The following is a 19339-nucleotide window of genomic DNA, read 5'->3' on the forward strand; positions in this document are numbered from 1 at the left end:
CAATAGCGGCCGGGCCACGGGCGTTTAAAAGGTTTCCCAGTTGTCGTCGCTGCGGGTAGCAGGCGAACGACCAACGGCTAACGGTGCATCTGACTGGAGAGTTTTCATCGCCGTTGTCTTGTTAACGGCCTGAGCGACAAATTCTTTACCAATATTGAACACTGATACCGCTTGTTTTAAGTGACTTGCCTGATCTTCGAGCGCTGCAGCCGCTGCCGCTGACTCTTCGACCAGTGAGGCGTTCTGCTGGGTGACGCGATCCATCTCGGTCACGGCAAGGCCCACCTGGTCAATGCCACGGCTCTGCTCGTCTGACGCTGATGCGATCTCACCCATGATGTCGGTGACGCGGGTGACCGCGCTGACGATGTTGCTCATGGTGTCACCGGCGCTCTCTACCAGCACCGAGCCGGTATTAACGCGGCTAACCGAATCTTCAATCAGACCTTTAATCTCTTTGGCGGCCTGGGCGCTGCGCTGCGCCAGGCTGCGCACTTCACCGGCAACGACCGCAAAACCGCGACCCTGTTCACCGGCACGCGCCGCTTCAACGGCCGCATTCAGCGCCAGGATGTTGGTCTGGAAGGCGATGCCATCAATCACACTGGTGATATCGGCAATCTTTTTGGAACTGCCGGCAATTTCTTTCATGGTGGTGACCACGCCATCCACCACTTTGCCGCCCTGCTGCGCGGTTTCAGAGGCGGTCAGCGCCAGCTTGGACGCCTGACGGGCGTTTTCGGCATTCTGCTTCACGGTCGCGGTGAGCTGCTCCATGCTGGCAGCGGTCTGCTCCAGCGAAGCGGCCTGCTGTTCGGTACGCGAAGAGAGATCGTTATTGCCGATGGAGATTTCGCTCGCACCGGTATAGATGGCATCAGAGCCGTCTCGAACGGTTCGCACGGTACGGACCAGCTCCTGCTGCATGTGCTGCAGCGAAGTGAGTAACTCCCCGATTTCGTTACGCACGCTAATCTCAACCGGCTGGGTCAGATCGCCCCGTGCGATGTGCTGGATATGCTCAATGCTCTGACGCAGCGGACGGATCAGCACCGAGCGCATCACGTTCCACACCAGGATAATCATCAGCAAGGTCACTGCCAGCGTGGCGATAACGATAGTGATGGAGCGGGTATACGCGTGCTGGTTGGCTTCCACACCCTGCTGAGACAGCGCTTTATTGTGCTCAAGCCACTCGCTGTAATCTTTCTGGAACTTGTCCTGGTAGCTCTGGGTCGGCTGATCTACAAAACCTTTGAAATTGCCGGCGGTGAAGAAGACCATCAGCTCCGCCAGCGCATCGTGATAGGCGTTGTAGTTCGCCTGTAACGCCCGGACGTTTTCGGCCGTTTTGCCTTCTTCTGACAGGTTATCGTTGAATATCTGATAGCTGACTTCAGCCTGCTTCAGCTCCTCGCCCGCCAGGGCGACCAGCTCTTTCACGCTGGCACCCGAGCCCGACATCTGTGCATCCTGCAGAAAACGGATACCGGCGCGGTTAAGGGTGTTGCGCGCCTGAACCAGCGAAACCCATGAGGTGCCCATCGCCTGTTGCAAAGTATTCAGGCGTTGGTTGTAGGCAAAATTCTCTTTATCTGAACTGACAGTTTTGAAAAACATTCCGCCGGAAAACAGCTGCAGTAGCGCAAACAGCGCCAGCACACACAGCAGGCCGGAGACGACTCGTACTCGACTAAACATAAACACCTCATTGGTTGGCGATTCGTGTGTATTTATCGGCGGAGACGGGGGGAACTTTATGCATGGCGACGGCTTTACGCCGCCGCCATGTTGAAAGAGGAAAAAATCAGGCGCGGGAAATTTTGAAAACGGAGACGGCCTGGGTCAGGACGCTGGCCTGCTGCTCCAGTGCGGCCGCAGCGGCGGCAGATTCCTCAACCAGCGAGGCGTTCTGCTGGGTCACGCGATCCATTTCGGTAACGGCCAGACCGACCTGCTCGATACCGCGGCTCTGCTCATCGGAAGCCGAGGCGATCTCACCCATGATGTCGGTAACGCGGGTCACGGCACCCACAATCTCATTCATGGTGCTGCCGGCGCTTTCAACCTGCAGTGAACCGCTGTTGACGCGTGACACCGAGTCTTCAATCAGGCCTTTAATCTCTTTGGCGGCCTGAGCGCTGCGCTGGGCCAGACTGCGCACTTCACCGGCCACCACCGCAAAACCGCGACCCTGTTCACCGGCACGTGCCGCTTCAACCGCCGCATTCAGCGCCAGGATATTAGTCTGGAAGGCGATGCCGTCGATCACGCTGATAATGTCCGCGATTTTCTTCGAGCTGCCGGCGATCTCTTTCATGGTTGTGACCACGCCATTCACCACTTTACCGCCCTGCTGCGCGGTTTCGGAGGCGGTCAGCGCCAGCTGGGATGCCTGACGGGCGTTGTCAGCATTCTGCTTCACCGTGGCAGTGAGCTGCTCCATGCTGGCGGCGGTCTGCTCCAGCGAAGCGGCCTGCTCTTCGGTGCGGGCCGACAGGTCGTTGTTACCGGCGGCGATTTCGCTGGCACCGGTAAAGATGGCATCAGAGCCGTCACGCACATTCCCCACCGTCATCACCAGCGACTGCTGCATCTCATGGATGCCTGCTGCCAGCTGGCTCATCTCATTACGCCCCTCAACCACAATCGGCTGGGTCAAATCGCCGGAGGCAATAGCGCGAATCTGTGCCAGCAGCTGTTGCAGCGGCTGAATCAGCACCTGACGCAGGCCAAACCAGCAGGTAATAATCACCGCAAGCACCGCAACACCAATCGCGGCCAGCAGCCACATCATCTGTTTAAAGGCTTTCTGGTTCTGCGCCATTCCCTGATCGGAAAGCTCAGTCTGACGCGCACGCCATTTGTTGTAGCTCTCCTGCATCGCGACCTGTTTCTGCTCAATGTTCTGTTTAAACATCCCTTCCAGGTCACGCGCCTGCAGACTTTTTACCATCGCCTTCAGGCCGTTTTCGTAGTTAGCGTAATCGGCTTCAAGCGTGTCGCCCATGGTTTCGTCAAGACCCGACGTGGTTGGCAGATGGTAATAGATTTTAAAGTGGCGATCGGCTTCCGCTAACTGGGTATTGGCTTTGTTGATCAGCTCATCAAGCTGACCGCCGTTCATCTGCGAGGCCATGCTGGTCTGTAAGCGCAGCATGCCGCGGTTCAGCGTGGTACGGCTGTTGTTCAGTGAAATATAGGCGTCAGTCATCTCGGTGACATTGCGATTAGAGACCTGAGACAGCGCAAAGGACTCTTTGTCTTTATTGAGGGCTGACCAGAAAAGGCTGCCAGCGACTAGCTGGAGCGCGCCAAAGATGACCAGGACTGCGATTAAACTGGTCACCACTTTTATTTTTTTTAACATCTTGTTCCCCTGCAGGTTAATTTAGGTGCAGCGGCTATATCGGCGATGTAACAGGATTAATTAACGCTATTCAGCGCTTTCAGGAGAGAAGTGGCTTTTGTAATTATTTTTATCAGCATGAGCTGCTGAGTTTGGCTTTACGCAGAGGAATCGCGAGGGGTTGCTGCGCATCCCGCAGGATGCGCAGCGTGACATCAGAAGGTTTCCCAGTGAGTATCACTGACCGGCGCCGTCAGGGCTTTGCGTGGTGCCAGCGCCGCCGTAGCGGGTGCGGCAATCGGCAGATGCTTTGTCAGCGTCTGCTGCAACGCGCCGCGTTTAATTTTGAAGACCGACACTGACTGACTTAACCGGCTGGCCTGATCTTCCAGCGAGGCGGCTGCGGCAGCGGACTCTTCCACCAGCGAGGCGTTCTGCTGGGTAACGCGATCCATCTCAGTGACCGCCTGCCCGACCTGATCGATTCCGCGACTCTGCTCGTCCGAGGCCGAGGCGATTTCACCCATGATGTCGGTGACGCGCGTAACCGCACTGACGATATCGCTCATGGTTTCCCCGGCGGTGCCGACCAGTTGCGAACCGACATTGACCCGGTTTACTGAGTCATCGATCAACCCTTTGATCTCTTTGGCCGCTTGGGCGCTGCGCTGCGCCAGATTACGCACCTCGCCCGCGACCACGGCAAAACCGCGACCCTGCTCTCCGGCACGCGCCGCTTCAACGGCGGCGTTAAGCGCCAGAATATTGGTCTGGAAAGCAATGCCATCAATCACGCTGGTGATATCGGCAATCTTCTTCGAGCTGCCAGCGATTTCGCTCATGGTTTTCACGACACCCGCCACCACGTTGCCGCCTTTTTCTGCGGTTTCTGAGGCGCTGAGTGCCAGCTGTGACGCCTGGCGGGCATTTTCGGCGTTCTGTTTCACCGTGGCTGTGAGCTGCTCCATGCTGGCCGCCGTCTGCTCCAGTGACGCAGCCTGCTGTTCTGTGCGGGCAGAAAGATCATTGTTTCCGGCAGAGATCTCGCTGGCACCGGTGAAAATCGCATCCGATCCGTCACGCACATTGGTCACCGTGCGCACCAGTGACTGCTGCATGTCAAGCAGACTGGCCGCGAGCTGAGTCATCTCGTTGCGCCCTTCCACCACAATCGGCTGGGTTAAATCGCCCTGGGCGATATGCTGGATGTGATTAATGCTGCTGTTGAGGGGTGTCATCACGATTTTGCGCAGTCCAAACCAGCAGAGCACGATCACGGCGACCACGACAGCCATGATGGTGGAGAGGATCCACATCATACGGCTGTAAGCAGAACTGTTCTCTTCAACACCAAGCGTAGTCAGGCGATTCTGATCGGCTCGCCATTCACGGTAAAGCGTCAGAAACGCACTCTGACTTGGCGCCACCGGGGCTTTACCGGCCGCAATCAGATCGTTTGCCTGTAGCGCCGTCTGCAACTGATCCAGCGCAGCGCCATAGTCGCTGTAGCGCTGCTCCAGCTGGTTGTTTAACTCACTATTCTGTCCCGGCGTATCGGGTGTCTCTTTAAAGACTTTGAAAAAACCGGCGGCCGCCTGCTGAAAGTTTTTGCTGTCGTCAAACAGCGTGGCGACATCGGCCGTTTTGCCTTCCAGCTTACTGGTGGCGAAACGCAGCTGAATACGGGTCAGCAGCACCCGGCTCTGGTTAAGACTCATATAGGCGTCGTTGAGCGACTGCGTATTTTGCATCGCCAGCTGCGACACGGCGAAGCTTTGCTTGTCGTGGCTTAATGCGGAGTAGAAAACAGAACCGGAGAAGGCCTGTAACAGCCCAAACACCAGCAACACCAGTAACAGGCTGGTGACAACACGGATTTTCGTTAACATGAGTAACCCTGAAGAAAGTAGGTAATTAAAGTGACTGAGGGATTATCGGCAGGTGACAGCGGGAAATTAGAGTGCAATGCGGCTTTATTGTATGATTAGAAAGGAATTATCGCTCTGTGAAACTATCACGGGCCAGCCATAACCGGCCCGTGATGATTCAATTACGCGCTACGCAGGTTATCCACCAGCGCCATCTCGTCGCTGCTCAGCAGCTTCTCAATGTCGACCAGAATCAGCATGCGATCGCCCAGCGCACCCAGACCGGTCAGGTACTCGGTGGACATGGTCACAGCGAACTCTGGTGAAGGACGGATCTGATCCTGGGTCAGCGACAGCACATCAGAGACGCCGTCAACCACGATACCGACCACGCGATTTTCCAGATTCAGCACGATAACCACGGTGTTTTCATTGTACTCAACATCAGGCTGCGCAAACTTCACGCGCAGATCGATAATCGGCACGATAACGCCGCGCAGGTTAGTGACGCCGCGGATAAATTCAGGGGTATTTGCGATACGCGTTACCTGATCGTAACCGCGAATTTCCTGAACTTTGAGGATATCGATGCCGTACTCTTCGTCGCCCAGCGTGAAGACCAGAAACTCCTGACCCACAGTTTCGCCAGCGATTTTTGTCACGGTTGCCATTCCATTCATGTTATTTACCCTTTCGTTATCAATCAGGCGGCAGCGCCAGCCACACGTTTTTCACGGTTAAGTGATTGCAGTGCTGAAACATCAACAATCAGCGCCACGCTACCATCGCCAAGAATGGTGGCGGCAGAGATGCCCGGCACTTTGCGATAGTTACTTTCCAGGTTCTTCACCACCACCTGATGCTGGCCAATCAGCTGATCGACCAGTAGCGCGTAACGTTTGCCCGCGCTTTGCAGGATTACCACGATGCCCTGAGTGGCCTCGGTTTTGGCATCCTGCACATCAAAGACGTTCCACAGCTCGACCAGTGGCAGATATTCGCCACGCACTTCCAGCACGCACTCGCCACCGGCCAGCGGTTTCAGCTCTTCGGCGCGCGGTTGCAGCGACTCCATCACCGCATTCAGCGGCAGAATAAAGACTTCATCGGCCACACGAACGGACATCCCATCAAGGATGGCCAGGGTCAGCGGCAGCAGGATACGAATGGTGGTGCCTTTGCCCTGCTTCGAGGCGATTTCGACGTGACCGCCCATCTCCTGAATATTTCGTTTCACCACGTCCATACCGACGCCGCGTCCTGAAACATCCGTCACCTGCTCTGCGGTGGAGAAGCCCGGTGCGAAGATCAGCATGCCGACCTCTTCGTCGCTCATGTTCTCGTGAACCGGCAGGCCCGATGAGAGGGCTTTAGCCAGAATACGTTCACGGTTCAGACCGGCACCATCATCAGACACTTCAATGCAGATGTTGCCGCCCTGATGTTCCGCTGAAAGCGTCAGGTTACCGGTTGCCACTTTACCGGCCACCAGACGTTTCTCTGGCGTTTCGATACCGTGGTCAAGGCTGTTACGCACCAGGTGCGTTAATGGATCGATGATGCGCTCAATCAGGCTCTTATCGAGTTCGGTTGAGCTGCCCAGCAGCGTCAGTTCGACCTCTTTGCCGAGTTTGCTGGCCAGGTCACGCACCAGACGCGGGAAGCGGCTGAAGACATATTCCATTGGCATCATACGAATCGACATCACCGATTCCTGCAGATCGCGGGCGTTACGCTCCAGCTGACCCATGCTGTTCAGCAGGTCACCGTGCGCGACCGGATCGAGTTCGCCGGAACGCTGAGCGAGCATTGACTGGGTAATCACCAGTTCGCCCACCAGGTTGATCAGCTGATCGACCTTCTCCACCGCAACACGGATGCTGGTGGATTCGCTCGATTTGGCAGGGGCCGCGACGCGCTTACTTTCACGCTTCACTGCGGCCACCGGCAGTTCGGTGACGGTGGCAGTGTGAACGTCTTCCACCACCGGTTCGGCCTCGGTTGCAACAGCAGCTGGCGCGGCAACGGCTTCGTCTGCTGCCGGGAAGCGGATCTGTGCTTCGTCGATGACGAAGCAGAGCACCGCCACGATGTCATCTTTACCGACGCCATCAATGCAGACATCCAGCGTGGTGCTGCCTTTCTGTACGTTGGTCAGGGTGCCGAGATTACTCATCTCTTCCAGCATCAGATCGACCTCTTTCTCTTTGAGATCGATCAGCTGTACACGCAGGCCGCTGGTGCTGGCCGGTTCTGCGCTGGCAGTGGCAACACTGGCCGGAACATCAACCGGCAGACCTTTGGCCTCTAGCGCCAGCTGGCGCAGCGCTTCACAGATATATTTGAAGCTCTCCGCGTTAGGCTCCTGCGCGGTTTTATAAGCATCGAGCTGTTCCTGCATAATATCTTTGGTTTCCAAAAACAGGTTGATGATGTCGGTGCTGAGCTGCATCTCGCCGCGACGAGCACCATCCAGAATGTTTTCCAGGATATGAGTCGTTTCCTGTAATACCGTAAAACCAAAGGTTCCGGCCCCACCCTTAATGGAGTGAGCGGCACGGAAGATGGCGTTAAGCTGTTCCGAATCTGGCTCCTGCGGGTCTAAGCCCAACAGGTGTTGTTCCATATCCGCTAATAGCTCATCGGCTTCATCAAAAAACGTCTGGTAAAAATCGCTGATGTCCATACTCACGGGAATCACCTCGGCTGTGAGGGGGCTGCTGTATTCACCGCGCCGCCTGGTGTTGCAGGTGCGGTAATCTGTTCAATGGCCGCCGGATCGCTGATCTGGACGGCATCACTTTCTGCGTTCTCTTTTTCTATTGCCGCTTCGGTGTCGTGGTTCAACACCAGCAGGCTGATGCGGCGGTTAACGGCGTCATTACCGCCACGATTTTTCAGGCGCATGGTGTCGGCCATACCCAACACCCGCAAAATTTTTCCGCTGTCTAAGCCGCCCATCACCAGTTCACGGCGTGAGGCGTTAGCACGGTCTGTCGACAGTTCCCAGTTGCTGTAGCCTTTGTCACCGCTGGCATACTGAAAATCATCGGTATGTCCGGCCAGGCTGATGCGGTTCGGAATGTCGTTAAGGACTGGCGCTATCGCACGCAGAATATCGCGCATATAGGGCTCAACCTCGGCCCGACCGGTCTTAAACATCGGGCGATTCTGGCTGTCGATAATCTGAATACGCAGCCCCTCTTCCACCATGTTGATGATCAGATGCGGGCGCAGCGCTTTCAGACGCGGATCCGCTTCAATCAGCTGGTCGAGCTTTTCACGCAGCCGGTTAAGACGAATCTCATCCAGCTTGCGTTTCTGGGCGTCCATATCGACGACTTTGTTCACTTCGCCAATCTTTTTGGTCGGATCATCACCGCCGCCGGGGATCGGGCTCTCGCTGTCGCTGCTGCGCGCCCCGCCGGTAATCGCTACCTTCAGCGGTGTTTTGAAGTAGTCTGCTATCTGCACCAGCTCCTGCGGGTTGGCGATTGAGAGCAGCCACATCACCATAAAAAAGGCCATCATCGCCGTCATAAAGTCGGCGTAGGCAATCTTCCACGATCCGTGGCTGCCTTCATGGCCTTTATGTTTGCGCTTTTTGATCAGCACAATTGGGCGATTGCCGTGTTTCATGAAGCCTCGTCTGAAGTCTGTTTAGCCGGGTTCTTGGCGTTACGTACGTGCTCTTCCAGTTCGCTGAACGACGGACGCTCGGCGGAATAGAGCGTCTTACGACCAAATTCCACCGCAATCTGCGGCGCGTAACCATTCAGGCTCGACAGCAATGTCACCTTAATGCACTGCATCATCTTGGTGGTTTCCGCACACTTCTGACGCAGCACTGACGAGAGTGGAGAGACAAACCCGTAGGCCAGCAGGATGCCCAGGAAGGTGCCCACCATCGCATGCGCGACCAGCGCACCGAGTTCAGCGGCTGGACGATCGGCCGAAGCCAGTGCATGGACCACGCCCATTACCGCGGCGACGATACCGAATGCCGGAAGACCATCACCTACTGCAGCAATACTTTGCGCTGGTACGTCACACTCGTGTTCGTAGGTCTCAATCTCTTCATCCATCAACGCTTCGATTTCAAAAGCGTTCATGTTGCCGCTCACCATCAGGCGCAAATAGTCAGTAATAAAATCCACTAACTGTTTATCGGCAAGAATGCGGGGATAATTAGCAAAAATTTCACTCTGGCTGGGATCTTCAATATCGCGTTCCAGCGATAACATACCCTGCTGACGCGACTTCGCCATCAGGCGATAAAGCAGCGCCATCAAATCCATGTAAACCGCTTTGTTGTACTTGGAGCCGCGAAATAACTTAGGCAGCGCCTTCAGCGTTTTTTTAATCGACTTACCGTTGTTGCCGACTAAAAAAGCACCGGCACCGGCACCGCCGATCATTAATAATTCGGCTGGCTGATAAAGCGCGCCCAGATGGCCACCTACCAGCGCATATCCGCCCAACACGGAGCCTAAAACAATCAGGTAACCTATAATTATCAGCACAAAAAAATCCTTACGTCCGTAACGTGTTGGTGGAAGTTAAGCCAGAGAGCCGCAGATGTTATTCCTGAACCGCAAGCAAAAAAAAAGCAGCGGTATTAACCGCTGCTGGATGGCTTCCACAGTGCGAACAAACTTAAACGGCGTGTTTAACCTGTTCATCCAGCAGTTGTGGAAACATATCGGCAGGTTCTGCAGAAAGTTTACGTCTTTTTACTGCCCGTGATGGTGGCTGGCACAGGCTGCAGGTAAAGCTGCCAACCGGCTGATGCGCATGATTAATAAAGCTGCCGTTGCAGCTTTTACAATCTGCCAGTTCCAGCATACCGCTATCAACGAATCGGACCAGGGTCCAGGCACGAGTCAGCGCCAACAGCGGGCCCTCGTCCGATTGAGGACACTGTTCAAGATACAGGCGGTAAGCTTTAATCACGGCATCGACGCCGCTGCACAACCCGGTTTTCAGCAAAAACTTCCAGGCGTTACAGAACATAGAAGCATGAATGTTCTGCTCCCACGTCATAAACCAGTCCGTAGAGAACGGCAGCATACCTTTCGGTGGCGGACTGCCACGTAATTCTTTATAGAGCTTGATGAGACGACCGCGGCTCAGCTGGGTTTCGCTCTCAAGCATCTGCAAGCGGGCACCTAATGTAATGAGCTCCATCGCGAGATGAATATCACGTGCTTCCTGAACAATACTTTTCTCACTCATGACATTGCTCTCTTTTTAGCAGGTGCATCATCTTTAGACGCATTACGCAGTAAACGGCTCGATAATAAAATGCCGGTGTGGATTTGTTGTAAATCATCCACGCGTGATTCCTGCGTCAGGCGATTAATGGTGCTGCTATCGGTAAAACGAAACTGGCAAACCAGTTGATTGGTTTCCGCCATTTTTACCATCTCAGGCAATGTTAATTCAGATAATGCATTCGCCATTTTCTCGTCAATTCCGAGGCGAAACATTGCAGAAGCTTTATCCTGGTTAATTAAACGCTGCGCAAGCAGTAAATAAGACAAGTTGAGATCGTAAATATGTTTCAGTACTTCAGAGGTGCCCATTATTTTTCCATCCTGAGAGATGCGACGTAACTGTATCGCAGAATAAATCTGCGGTTCGAGCTGCTGTTTGTTAAATCAAAAGATGGCAAAAAAAACTTTATGTAACGTTAATGTCACCGTTTTCGCCTTCCATTTTTGTGTGGGTTTCAGACCCACCGAAGGTCGAAAATCCATGCCATTTTATTTTCGAGTTCTGGACATCTTCCGTGACGTCTTCTTACATTTTTTAGGACTATTCCGAAAACAACGCAAATCTATATCGTCTGATTTCGACATACAACGACAGTGATGTGAAATTTTAGATAAAGTGTGACGCAGATCACACTTTTAACGCAAATTTCTTCAGCAACCCTTTACCATTACTTACCGACTGGTCATTTTTTGAGCAAAAAAGCCCGATTTTAAGTCCAATTGGTCCTGAGAAAGGTTTAATAGGGGGTAAAAGCATCGCTATTCGACGCTTTGCGCAGTCCGGAATGAATATCGGGTGTTAATCGTTTTAACACCCTATTTAGAACCACCCAAAGAAAGGTTATCAGCATATTATGCTGCTGCGACGTGCGGTTATTTGCTTTTAAATTAGTTACTTAAGGGGAGTATCGCAGAGGGTGAGTAATGAAATCGTTAAGGTTTATACGGCAGCAGGTCAGATTTCTGGCAACCTGGCGTTAACAGTGGTGACCGGGTGTACAGACTCTGATTCCCACTGTAACAAGGGGTTATATAAGAAAGTCGAATGAATTAACGAAGGGTTATGCGTTGGCACTATCACTATCGGCAGCCTGAAGAGAAACTTGAGTAAAGAAGGTAAAGAAAGCGGCAGGGGCTGACAGGACGGGGATTTCCGGGCTTACCTGCATTTATCGGGCCACTCCGGGCAGCCACTGACGTTATCAGCGTAGAATCGTAGCAAACGGTCATTAACAGATAGCAGGCGAGTTTTCTGTGACCTGGGCCGAAAAAAAACAGCGACGCCGTAGAGGCGCCGCTGCTTTCATAACCTGAGTCAGAACAGATATCAGGCGAGTTTTGGGAAGGTCGCGACCTTGTTAACCGTGTTGTGGTCAACGCTGCGCGGTTCAATGCGCTCCAGGTCTTTCAGGAAGCCTTCACGCCAGGCGGTAATATCATTTTTACGCAATACCGCCATCATGTCGTTGTAGCGTGAAATCCTTTCGGTACGCGGCATAGTAATCGCCCTATCCAGCGCGGCTGCCACTTCATCACGGTCATACGGATTTACAATCAGCGCGGAGGTGAGCTCGTTAGCCGCACCCGCAAAGCGCGACAGCACCAGTACACCGGGATCATCCGGGTCCTGCGCAGCCACGTACTCTTTCGCCACCAGGTTCATACCGTCACGCAGCGGCGTAACCAGACCGACATCGGTCAGACGGAAGATTTTCATCAGCAGGCGACGGTCAAAATGCTGGTTAAGGTAGTAGAGCGGGGTCCAGCCCAGCGTACCGTATTTACCGTTGATGCGCCCTGCTTCGGTCTCCAGCTGATGACGGATATCCTGATACGCCTGCACATCGCCGCGCGAGGTCGGTGCAATCTGCGAGTAGCGAATTTTGCCGCGATGCTGCGGGAAGTTCTCCAGCAGCGCTTCATAGGCAAGAAAACGCTCAGGCAGACCTTTGGAATAGTCGAGACGTTCGCAGGCAATAATATTGCGTGCATCGCCCAGCTCTTTCTTCATGGCGGCCATTTTTGGTGGCAGCGGCCCTTCGGCCATCTCTTTAATACTGTCTGGCTCAATCCCGATAGGATAAACCTCAGTCATAAAGGTGTTGCCAAAGGCGCGATGTTTTTTGTCGCCCTTATTCTGCAACTGTGTAAGCTGGCTGACGCTGTCGAGGAAGGCCACCCGATCCGATTCGGTCTGGAAACCCAGCAGGTCATATTCGCACAGCATTTCCAGAAGCTCTTTGTGCGGCGGCAGCGCATTAAATATTTCAGGCGTCGGGAACGGAATATGCAGGAAGAAGCCGATGCGGTTATTAATGCCCGCCCGACGCAGCGCGGCTGCAAACGGTAAAAAGTGATAATCGTGGATCCAGACAATATCATCCGGCTTGATCAGCGGTTTTAAACGCTGTGCCACCGCATCGTTAACGTCGCAATACCCTTCCCAGGCTTCCCGCTGGAACTGAACCAGGTCAAGGCGATAATGGAATGCGGGCCAGATGACAGTGTTTGAGAACTGGCAATAGTAGAGATCGTAATCGTTCTGGCTCAGCGGGAACGAGGCATACTCAATACCTTCATGTTCCTGAACCGTGACTTCTTCTACCTCTTCGCCTGTGTACTCGCTGATTTCACCGTTCCAGCCAAACCACAGTCCACCGGTGCTTTTCAGTGCATCGAGAATACCGACGGCCAAACCGCCAGCGCTGGTTTTTGACCCATCGGGCATGGCGACACGGTTAGATACAACCACTAAACGACTCATAACCTAAACTCCTTACCGACGTTGTCTTGATCTGATAGTAATAATGTTCTTTCCAGCCAGCCGTAAACCGCATCGACATCATGAAGCCGATAATGGGCCTGGGTGGAACCTTCTCCGACTTTGATCGAGACGCCCTGCCGTGCGTTCACGGCCAGAAAGCCCTTCTCATCCGTCAGATCGTCGCCAATAAAGACCGGCGTACGTCCGGCAAAAGGGGGCTGCTGCATAAAGTCGCTGATTGCGGCGCCTTTATCGATACCTGCCGGTTTAATCTCTACCACACATTTCCCCGGCTGAAGCGCCAGTCCGGGAAAACGTTTCACTGACTGTTCAGCCAGTCGCATCACATCCTGCTCATGCTGCATCGCCTGGCGGTAGTGAAGAGCGAAAGCCATGCCTTTTACCTCCAGCTGGGTGCCAGGCCAGGATGCCATAGCATTCTGCAATTCCGCCCTGAGCGATTGCTCCACCTCGACCGGCAGGCTGATGCGTTGCAGATTACCCTCTGCATCACGGCGCTCTGCACCATGTACGCCCGCAGCCGGGCCGTGCCAGGGAGCGGCCAGCGCATCAAGTTGTTCTATAGGTCTGCCGGAGACCAGCGCCAGCGCGCCCTGCGAGAGTGCAGAGAGCTGCTGCAGTTGCGCGATGACCTGCTCAGGAATAAATACCGCTTCGGGACGGGACTGAATCGCTGCCAGCGTGCCGTCGACATCAAAAAAGAAGGCGTACTGCCCGCTGCTTAATGTCGGGTACCTGGCATGGGTGTCTGCCGCTTGGGTCACGTTACTTCTCCTGAAAATCGAATTTTAATAAAACATTGAGTTAAAACAAGAATGTCCTGACGCAGTCAGGTCAGCAAGCGGGAAATTCTGATAAAGCGGTGATTGAGGGATAAAACGCGGTAACGGGATAGGTCACTCTCCTCAAACTTGCAAGCGCATTGCTGACAATACTGGCTAACTGAGAACATCTTCACAGTAAGTGTAGTCATTAACAGGGGTTATGCCAGAAAGATGCAGGTTTCATGCCAGCCGCTGCGGTTAAGTCAGCATAAAAGCGCCACACAATTCTGCTGCGCTTCCGATGATAAAGCCGGGCCCGATCCGCTGCTGACTGGAGTCGCACACGTATCGCACCCGGCAGAGTCGGCACTCCTCAAACCTTAAGCTTCTTAAGGTATTCCTAATATTGAAAGCGCATTCTCGTGACACTTTTATTACTCGGGTTCCTGCTCACATGGCGTTTACTCTGAAAAGGCCGCTGATTAGCCGCCTTACGTTGCTGATTCTGGCTGCGGTTTATATCGCGGTTTTCCTTAACATTGTCTATTACCGTCAGGTGCTGGCGGTGATGCCACTGAACGACCTGCACACCACCCTGGTATTTTTATCGATGCCGCTGGTCGCCTTTAGCGTGATCAATATCGTGATTACACTGGCCTCGTTTATCTGGCTGGATCGGCTACTGGCCGCGCTGTTTATTCTGCTCTCCGCGTCGGCACAGTTCTTTATTCATACCTATAACATCGTGATTGATCGCTCGATGATCACCAACATGATGGATACTACTGCCTCGGAATCTTTTGCGCTGATTACGCCAAAGCTACTCGTAACCCTGCTCAGCTCAGGCGTGCTGATGGCGTTGCTGGTGTTCTGGCCGCGACTTAAAAAGCAGCAGTGGCGTGGCGTGCTGGCGCGACTGCTCAGCGTGCTGCTGTCAGCAGCGCTGATTGTGCTGGTCGCCCTGCTCTTCTATAAAGATTACGCCTCGCTGTTCCGCAACAACCGTGAACTGGTAAAGGCGCTTAGCCCCTCTAACAGCATTGCGGCGACGCTCTCCTGGTATAAGCATGAGCAGTTACAGAACGCGCCGCTGATACGCATTGGTGAAGATGCGCATCTGCAGCCCAGCCGCAGCAGTGGCAAACCTAACCTGACTATTCTGGTGCTGGGAGAGACCTCACGCGCGCAAAACTTCTCGCTGGGCGGTTACGGTCGTCTGACCAACCCCTTACTGGCGAAAGATGATGTGATCTATTTTCCGCACACCACCTCGTGCGGGACGGCGACGGCGGTCTCCGTGCCCTGCATGTTCTCCAACATGCCGCGCGCCCACTATGATGATGTGCTGGCCGCGCATCAGGAGGGATTGCTGGATGTTATTCAGCGCGCCGGCATCAGCGTGTTGTGGAATGAGAATGATGGAGGCTGTAAAGGTGCCTGCGATCGGGTTCCGCATCAGGACATGACCAGCCTGAACCTGCCCGGCATGTGTATTGATGGTGAGTGCTACGACGACGTGCTGTTCCACGGTCTGGATGATTACATCAGCCAGTTAAAAGGCAACGCAGTGATTGTGCTGCACACCATTGGCAGTCATGGCCCGACTTACAGCCATCGCTATCCGCCACAGTTTCGTCAGTTTGAACCGACCTGCGACACCAACCAGATCCAGGACTGTTCGCAACAACAGTTGATCAACACCTATGACAACACGCTGGTCAATGTGGATCACATCGTCGATAAAGCCATTAACGTACTGCGTGCACATCAGGACCGCTTTACCACCAGCCTGGTCTATCTGTCTGACCACGGCGAATCGCTGGGTGAAAATGGTGCTTACCTGCATGGCCTGCCCTATGCTATTGCGCCGGACACCCAGAAACATGTGCCGTTGCTGATCTGGCTTTCCGATGATTATCAGAAACGTTATGCGGTTAATCGCGGCTGTCTGAATAAACTGGCGGCGACAGACGATTTTTCACAGGATAATCTGTTTTCAACCATGCTGGGATTAACCGGCACCGCGACCCACGAATATGTGCCTGCGGATGATATTTTGACGTCGTGTCGGAGCCAACCTTAATGAAGATACTGATTGTTGAAGATGATGCCCTGCTGCTGCAGGGTCTGATGCTGGCGCTGGAAGGTGAAGGCTATGTCTGTGATGGCGTTACGCGGGTGCGGGATGCTGAAGCGCATTTCGCCAGCGGCCTGTATAGCCTGGTGGTGCTGGATCTTGGCCTGCCGGATGAAGATGGACTGCATTTTCTGATACGACTGCGGCGGCAGAAGAAGATGACGCCGGTGCTGATCCTGACCGCACGCGACACCATCAGCGAACGCATTGCCGGACTCGACGCAGGCGCGGACGACTATCTGATCAAACCGTTCTCGCTGGATGAGTTGCTGGCGCGTATCCGCGCCCTGATTCGCCGCCACGTCAATCAGGGCGACAGTCATGTCAGAGTGGGTGCGCTGGCGCTGGATATGACCCATCGCCAGATTACGCTCAGCGACGTACTGCTGGATCTGACACCCAAAGAGTTTGCGATTCTGTCACGACTGATGCTCAAGGCCGGGAATCCGGTTCACCGTGAAATTCTCTACCAGGATATCTATAACTGGGAGACCGAGCCTTCTACTAATACCCTGGAAGTGCATATCCATAATCTGCGCGACAAAATCGGCAAAAGCGCTATCCGCACCGTGCGCGGTTTTGGCTATGCGCTGGTGACGCAGGATGGCGTTCGTGAGGCAACATGATAAGACGTTTCGATCATCGCAGTATGCGCTTTCGCCTCATCCTGACCATCGGTCTGATCCTGCTGGTTTTCCAGGTGATCAGCGTGGTCTGGCTATGGCATGAGAGCAAAGAGCAGATTCAGTTTCTGGTGGAAGCGCAGCTGCAGAAGCGCAACATGGACAGTCATGTTAAGCGTGAAGTGCATGAAGCGGTAGCCAGCCTGGCGGTGCCAAGTCTGGTGATGATTACCCTGACGCTGCTGCTCTGCTATCAGGCGGTGAAGTGGATTACCCGGCCGCTTTATCAGCTGCAGCGCGAACTGGAGAGTCGCAGCGAAGAGAATCTTGATCCCGTCGCCTGCCACAGTCAGGTTCAGGAGATCGATGCGGTGACGCAGGCGATAAACCAGCTGGTCGCGCGTCTGAACAGCAGTCTGGAGCGCGAACGGTTGTTCACCGCCGACGTGGCACATGAGCTGCGCACGCCGCTGGCGGGATTGCGGCTCCATCTGGAGTTAATCGAACGTAACAGCAATGTCAAAGTTCAGCCGCTGGTGCAGCGCCTGGATCAGATGACGCACAGTGTGTCGCAGCTGCTGAATCTGGCACGCGCAGGACAGTCTTTTACCTCTGGCACCTATCAGAACGTGGGGCTGATTGAAGATGTGATCCTGCCAATGGAGGCAGAGCTGAGTATCATGCTGGAGGCGCATCAGCAGACGCTGGTGCTCGATCTGCCGCAGGAGCAGTTTGTGCGCGGTGATGCCACGCTGCTGAAGATGTTGCTGCGTAACCTGGTCGAAAACGCCCATCGCTACAGCCCGGATAACAGCACCATCAGTGTGCAGCTGGTGTTAGCTCCTCAGCCGATGCTGGTGGTGGAAGATCAGGGCCCGGGAATTGATGAGAGTAAAAGTGGCGAGCTGAGTAAAGCGTTTATCCGGATGGACAGCCGCTACGGCGGTATCGGACTCGGGCTGAGCATCGTCAGCCGCATCGTCCAGTTACACCGGTTTCAGTTTTTCTTAGAGAACCGCCGCGACCGAAGCGGTTGTCGTGCCGTGGTGAAGTTTTAAGCGCTGAACCAGGCGGAGAGGAACAGAACGACCGTGGCTGCGGCAATCAGCAGTGCAGCATATTCACTCATCGGACGCGGAGCAGTCACAGACAGGGCAACAGGAGCAGTTTTCATAGCATCATCCTCAGTTAAAGCAGGCAGTATCGCGATTGCATATTAAGAAAACCTTAAGCTCGCGACACTGCCGCTAAAAATGTCTGCGCTGCCGGACGCCGCCATCAACCTCGCATTTCTGCCCGCTGACACGCCTGCTGCATCCGCCCGGTGCTCTACACTTAATGGCTACGTTCCGTTACAGGAGTTACGCCATGAGCCAACGCATGCACAAATATGCTTTTCCGGTCAGCAAAGCCCGCAAATACCTTGAACCCGGACCGGTGCTGCTGCTCAGTTCGCAGTACGGAGATCAACATGACATCATGACGCTCGGCTGGCACACGGTGCTGGAGTTTTCTCCGTCACTGGTCGGCTGCATGATTGCCGGTATGAACCACAGCCACGAGCTGATCCGCAACAGCGGTCAGTGCGTGCTGAATATTCCTTCTGCCTCGCTGATTGATGAAGTTGTGGCAATCGGCAACAGCCACGGCGACAGCATTGATAAGTTTGAGGCCTTTGGCCTGACGCCGGAACCCGCTGAGGTGGTTGGCGCGCCGATGATTGCCGAATGTTTTGCCAGCTTTGAGTGTCAGCTTTATGACGATTCGATGGTCGCTAACTACAACCTGTTTATTTTTGAGATTGTTAAAGCACACGTTGCCGAGCAGCCGGAATATCCCACTACCCTGCACTACACTGGCGAAGGCCGGTTCAGCGTGATGAGCGACAAAATTCTGGATAAGAGCGGCGATTTTAAACCGGAGATGCTGATTTAGTTGAAAGCGCTCTTCCGCGCCCCCATTCACCTCTTTCGACCTGACAGGAGTAAATTATTATGGCAATCGAATACGCAGTTATCGCTGGCGGCTGTTTCTGGTGTACCGAAGCGGTATTTAAGGATGTGATCGGCGTAGAGTCGGTAGAAAGCGGTTATACCGGCGGTGCCCGGCCGAATCCGACTTATGAGCAGGTCTGCAGCGGTGCGACCGGTCATGCGGAAGCGATCCGCATTGGCTTCGACCCGGAGAAAGTCAGCTTTGGCGATCTGCTGGATATCAGCTTTGTGACGCATGATCCGACCCAGCTTAACCGTCAGGGTAATGATATTGGCACCCAGTATCGTTCCGCCATTTTCCCGGCCAATGCAGAGCAGGAAGCGGAAGCACGCGCCGCCATTGCCCGCGCTCAGGCTGACCATGATGTGCCGGTGGTGACCACCATTGAGCCGCTGAAAGAGTGGTATCCCGCTGAAGCTTATCATCAGGATTACTGGGAAGGCGCGGGCCAGCGCAACGGCTACTGCATGGCGGTCATTCCACCGAAATTACAGAAGCTGCGGAAAAGTTTCGCTAACAGAGTAAAGAGCTGATTCCGGCAT

Annotated in this window: 16 protein-coding genes; 5 read left to right on the plus strand and 11 right to left on the minus strand. The window is 54.3% G+C overall.

Translation table 11 applies throughout. The features are described from left to right. Window positions 1-24: 24 nt before the first annotated feature. The 11 genes from HFD87_RS09710 to otsB all read right to left on the minus strand — a co-directional run bounded on the left by HFD87_RS09710 (window position 25) and on the right by otsB (window position 14042). Window positions 25-1701: a methyl-accepting chemotaxis protein gene (locus HFD87_RS09710; protein WP_167423304.1), complete on the minus strand. Its 1677-nt coding sequence runs from the start codon at window positions 1699-1701 to the stop codon at window positions 25-27. Window positions 1702-1807: 106 nt separating this feature from the next. Further along, the gene (locus tag HFD87_RS09715; protein WP_022625501.1) at window positions 1808-3370 is read right to left on the minus strand and encodes a methyl-accepting chemotaxis protein; all 1563 of its coding nucleotides are present in this window, start codon (window positions 3368-3370) and stop codon (window positions 1808-1810) included. Window positions 3371-3564: 194 nt separating this feature from the next. Next, window positions 3565-5238, minus strand: coding sequence for a methyl-accepting chemotaxis protein (locus HFD87_RS09720; RefSeq protein WP_167423305.1), 1674 nt, complete (start codon window positions 5236-5238; stop codon window positions 3565-3567). Between the two features lie 161 nt (window positions 5239-5399). Continuing rightward, a complete protein-coding gene (cheW, locus tag HFD87_RS09725) occupies window positions 5400-5897 on the minus strand; it encodes a chemotaxis protein CheW (RefSeq protein ID WP_010258541.1) in 498 nt (165 codons plus the stop codon). A gap of 23 nt (window positions 5898-5920) precedes the next feature. Beyond that, a complete protein-coding gene (gene cheA, locus HFD87_RS09730; protein ID WP_181955681.1) occupies window positions 5921-7903 on the minus strand; it encodes a chemotaxis protein CheA in 1983 nt (660 codons plus the stop codon). An 11-nt stretch (window positions 7904-7914) separates the two neighbouring features. After that, window positions 7915-8856, minus strand: a complete 942-nt coding sequence (gene motB / locus HFD87_RS09735) for a flagellar motor protein MotB (RefSeq protein ID WP_010258536.1) — start codon at window positions 8854-8856, stop codon at window positions 7915-7917. Beyond that, window positions 8853-9740: a flagellar motor stator protein MotA gene (gene motA / locus HFD87_RS09740; protein WP_003849139.1), complete on the minus strand. Its 888-nt coding sequence runs from the start codon at window positions 9738-9740 to the stop codon at window positions 8853-8855. The genes motB and motA overlap by 4 nt, the downstream gene beginning before the upstream one ends. A 133-nt stretch (window positions 9741-9873) precedes the next feature. Then, window positions 9874-10452, minus strand: a complete 579-nt coding sequence (flhC, locus tag HFD87_RS09745; protein ID WP_010258532.1) for a flagellar transcriptional regulator FlhC — start codon at window positions 10450-10452, stop codon at window positions 9874-9876. Next, on the minus strand, window positions 10449-10802 hold the full coding sequence (flhD, locus tag HFD87_RS09750) for a flagellar transcriptional regulator FlhD (RefSeq protein WP_010258528.1): 354 nt from the start codon (window positions 10800-10802) through the stop codon (window positions 10449-10451). The genes flhC and flhD overlap by 4 nt, the downstream gene beginning before the upstream one ends. 1018 nt (window positions 10803-11820) lie before the next feature. Beyond that, entirely contained in the window at window positions 11821-13257 is a 1437-nt protein-coding gene (gene otsA / locus HFD87_RS09755; RefSeq protein WP_060680405.1) for an alpha,alpha-trehalose-phosphate synthase, read from the minus strand. Beyond that, window positions 13254-14042, minus strand: a complete 789-nt coding sequence (otsB, locus tag HFD87_RS09760; RefSeq protein ID WP_167423307.1) for a trehalose-phosphatase — start codon at window positions 14040-14042, stop codon at window positions 13254-13256. Before otsB ends, otsA begins: the two co-directional genes overlap by 4 nt. 454 nt (window positions 14043-14496) lie before the next feature. Here otsB and eptA point away from each other — a divergent pair, with 454 nt between their 5' ends. The 5 genes from eptA to msrA all read left to right on the plus strand — a co-directional run bounded on the left by eptA (window position 14497) and on the right by msrA (window position 19330). Beyond that, window positions 14497-16125 (plus strand): phosphoethanolamine transferase EptA, encoded by a 1629-nt coding sequence (gene eptA, locus HFD87_RS09765; RefSeq protein ID WP_167423308.1) that lies wholly within the window; start codon window positions 14497-14499, stop codon window positions 16123-16125. Continuing rightward, the gene (pmrA, locus tag HFD87_RS09770; RefSeq protein ID WP_010670822.1) at window positions 16125-16805 is read left to right on the plus strand and encodes a two-component system response regulator PmrA; all 681 of its coding nucleotides are present in this window, start codon (window positions 16125-16127) and stop codon (window positions 16803-16805) included. The genes eptA and pmrA overlap by 1 nt, the downstream gene beginning before the upstream one ends. Continuing rightward, window positions 16802-17860 carry a two-component system sensor histidine kinase PmrB gene (pmrB, locus tag HFD87_RS09775; RefSeq protein WP_167423309.1) on the plus strand — a complete coding sequence of 353 codons (1059 nt, stop codon included), beginning with the start codon at window positions 16802-16804 and terminating at the stop codon, window positions 17858-17860. The genes pmrA and pmrB overlap by 4 nt, the downstream gene beginning before the upstream one ends. A gap of 310 nt (window positions 17861-18170) precedes the next feature. Further along, on the plus strand, window positions 18171-18737 hold the full coding sequence (locus HFD87_RS09780; RefSeq protein ID WP_181955678.1) for a flavin reductase family protein: 567 nt from the start codon (window positions 18171-18173) through the stop codon (window positions 18735-18737). Window positions 18738-18796: 59 nt separating this feature from the next. Then, complete coding sequence (gene msrA / locus HFD87_RS09785; protein ID WP_031594591.1) at window positions 18797-19330, plus strand: peptide-methionine (S)-S-oxide reductase MsrA; 534 nt, start codon at window positions 18797-18799, stop codon at window positions 19328-19330. Window positions 19331-19339: the final 9 nt, after the last annotated feature.

This window comes from Pantoea sp. EKM21T (assembly GCF_011800405.1).
In the GTDB taxonomy this organism is placed as follows: domain Bacteria; phylum Pseudomonadota; class Gammaproteobacteria; order Enterobacterales; family Enterobacteriaceae; genus Pantoea; species Pantoea agglomerans.

Bases quoted from the DNA above. Each gene is read 5' to 3' on its own strand.
- HFD87_RS09710 (WP_167423304.1), bottom strand. From the start codon at position 1,701: ATGTTTAGTCGAGTACGAGTCGTCTCCGGCCTGCTGTGTGTGCTGGCG.
- HFD87_RS09715 (WP_022625501.1), bottom strand. From the start codon at position 3,370: ATGTTAAAAAAAATAAAAGTGGTGACCAGTTTAATCGCAGTCCTGGTC.
- HFD87_RS09720 (WP_167423305.1), bottom strand. From the start codon at position 5,238: ATGTTAACGAAAATCCGTGTTGTCACCAGCCTGTTACTGGTGTTGCTG.
- cheW (WP_010258541.1), bottom strand. From the start codon at position 5,897: ATGAATGGAATGGCAACCGTGACAAAAATCGCTGGCGAAACTGTGGGT.
- cheA (WP_181955681.1), bottom strand. From the start codon at position 7,903: ATGGACATCAGCGATTTTTACCAGACGTTTTTTGATGAAGCCGATGAG.
- motB (WP_010258536.1), bottom strand. From the start codon at position 8,856: ATGAAACACGGCAATCGCCCAATTGTGCTGATCAAAAAGCGCAAACAT.
- flhC (WP_010258532.1), bottom strand. From the start codon at position 10,452: ATGAGTGAGAAAAGTATTGTTCAGGAAGCACGTGATATTCATCTCGCG.
- flhD (WP_010258528.1), bottom strand. From the start codon at position 10,802: ATGGGCACCTCTGAAGTACTGAAACATATTTACGATCTCAACTTGTCT.
- otsA (WP_060680405.1), bottom strand. From the start codon at position 13,257: ATGAGTCGTTTAGTGGTTGTATCTAACCGTGTCGCCATGCCCGATGGG.
- eptA (WP_167423308.1), top strand. From the start codon at position 14,497: ATGGCGTTTACTCTGAAAAGGCCGCTGATTAGCCGCCTTACGTTGCTG.
- pmrA (WP_010670822.1), top strand. From the start codon at position 16,125: ATGAAGATACTGATTGTTGAAGATGATGCCCTGCTGCTGCAGGGTCTG.
- pmrB (WP_167423309.1), top strand. From the start codon at position 16,802: ATGATAAGACGTTTCGATCATCGCAGTATGCGCTTTCGCCTCATCCTG.
- HFD87_RS09780 (WP_181955678.1), top strand. From the start codon at position 18,171: ATGAGCCAACGCATGCACAAATATGCTTTTCCGGTCAGCAAAGCCCGC.
- msrA (WP_031594591.1), top strand. From the start codon at position 18,797: ATGGCAATCGAATACGCAGTTATCGCTGGCGGCTGTTTCTGGTGTACC.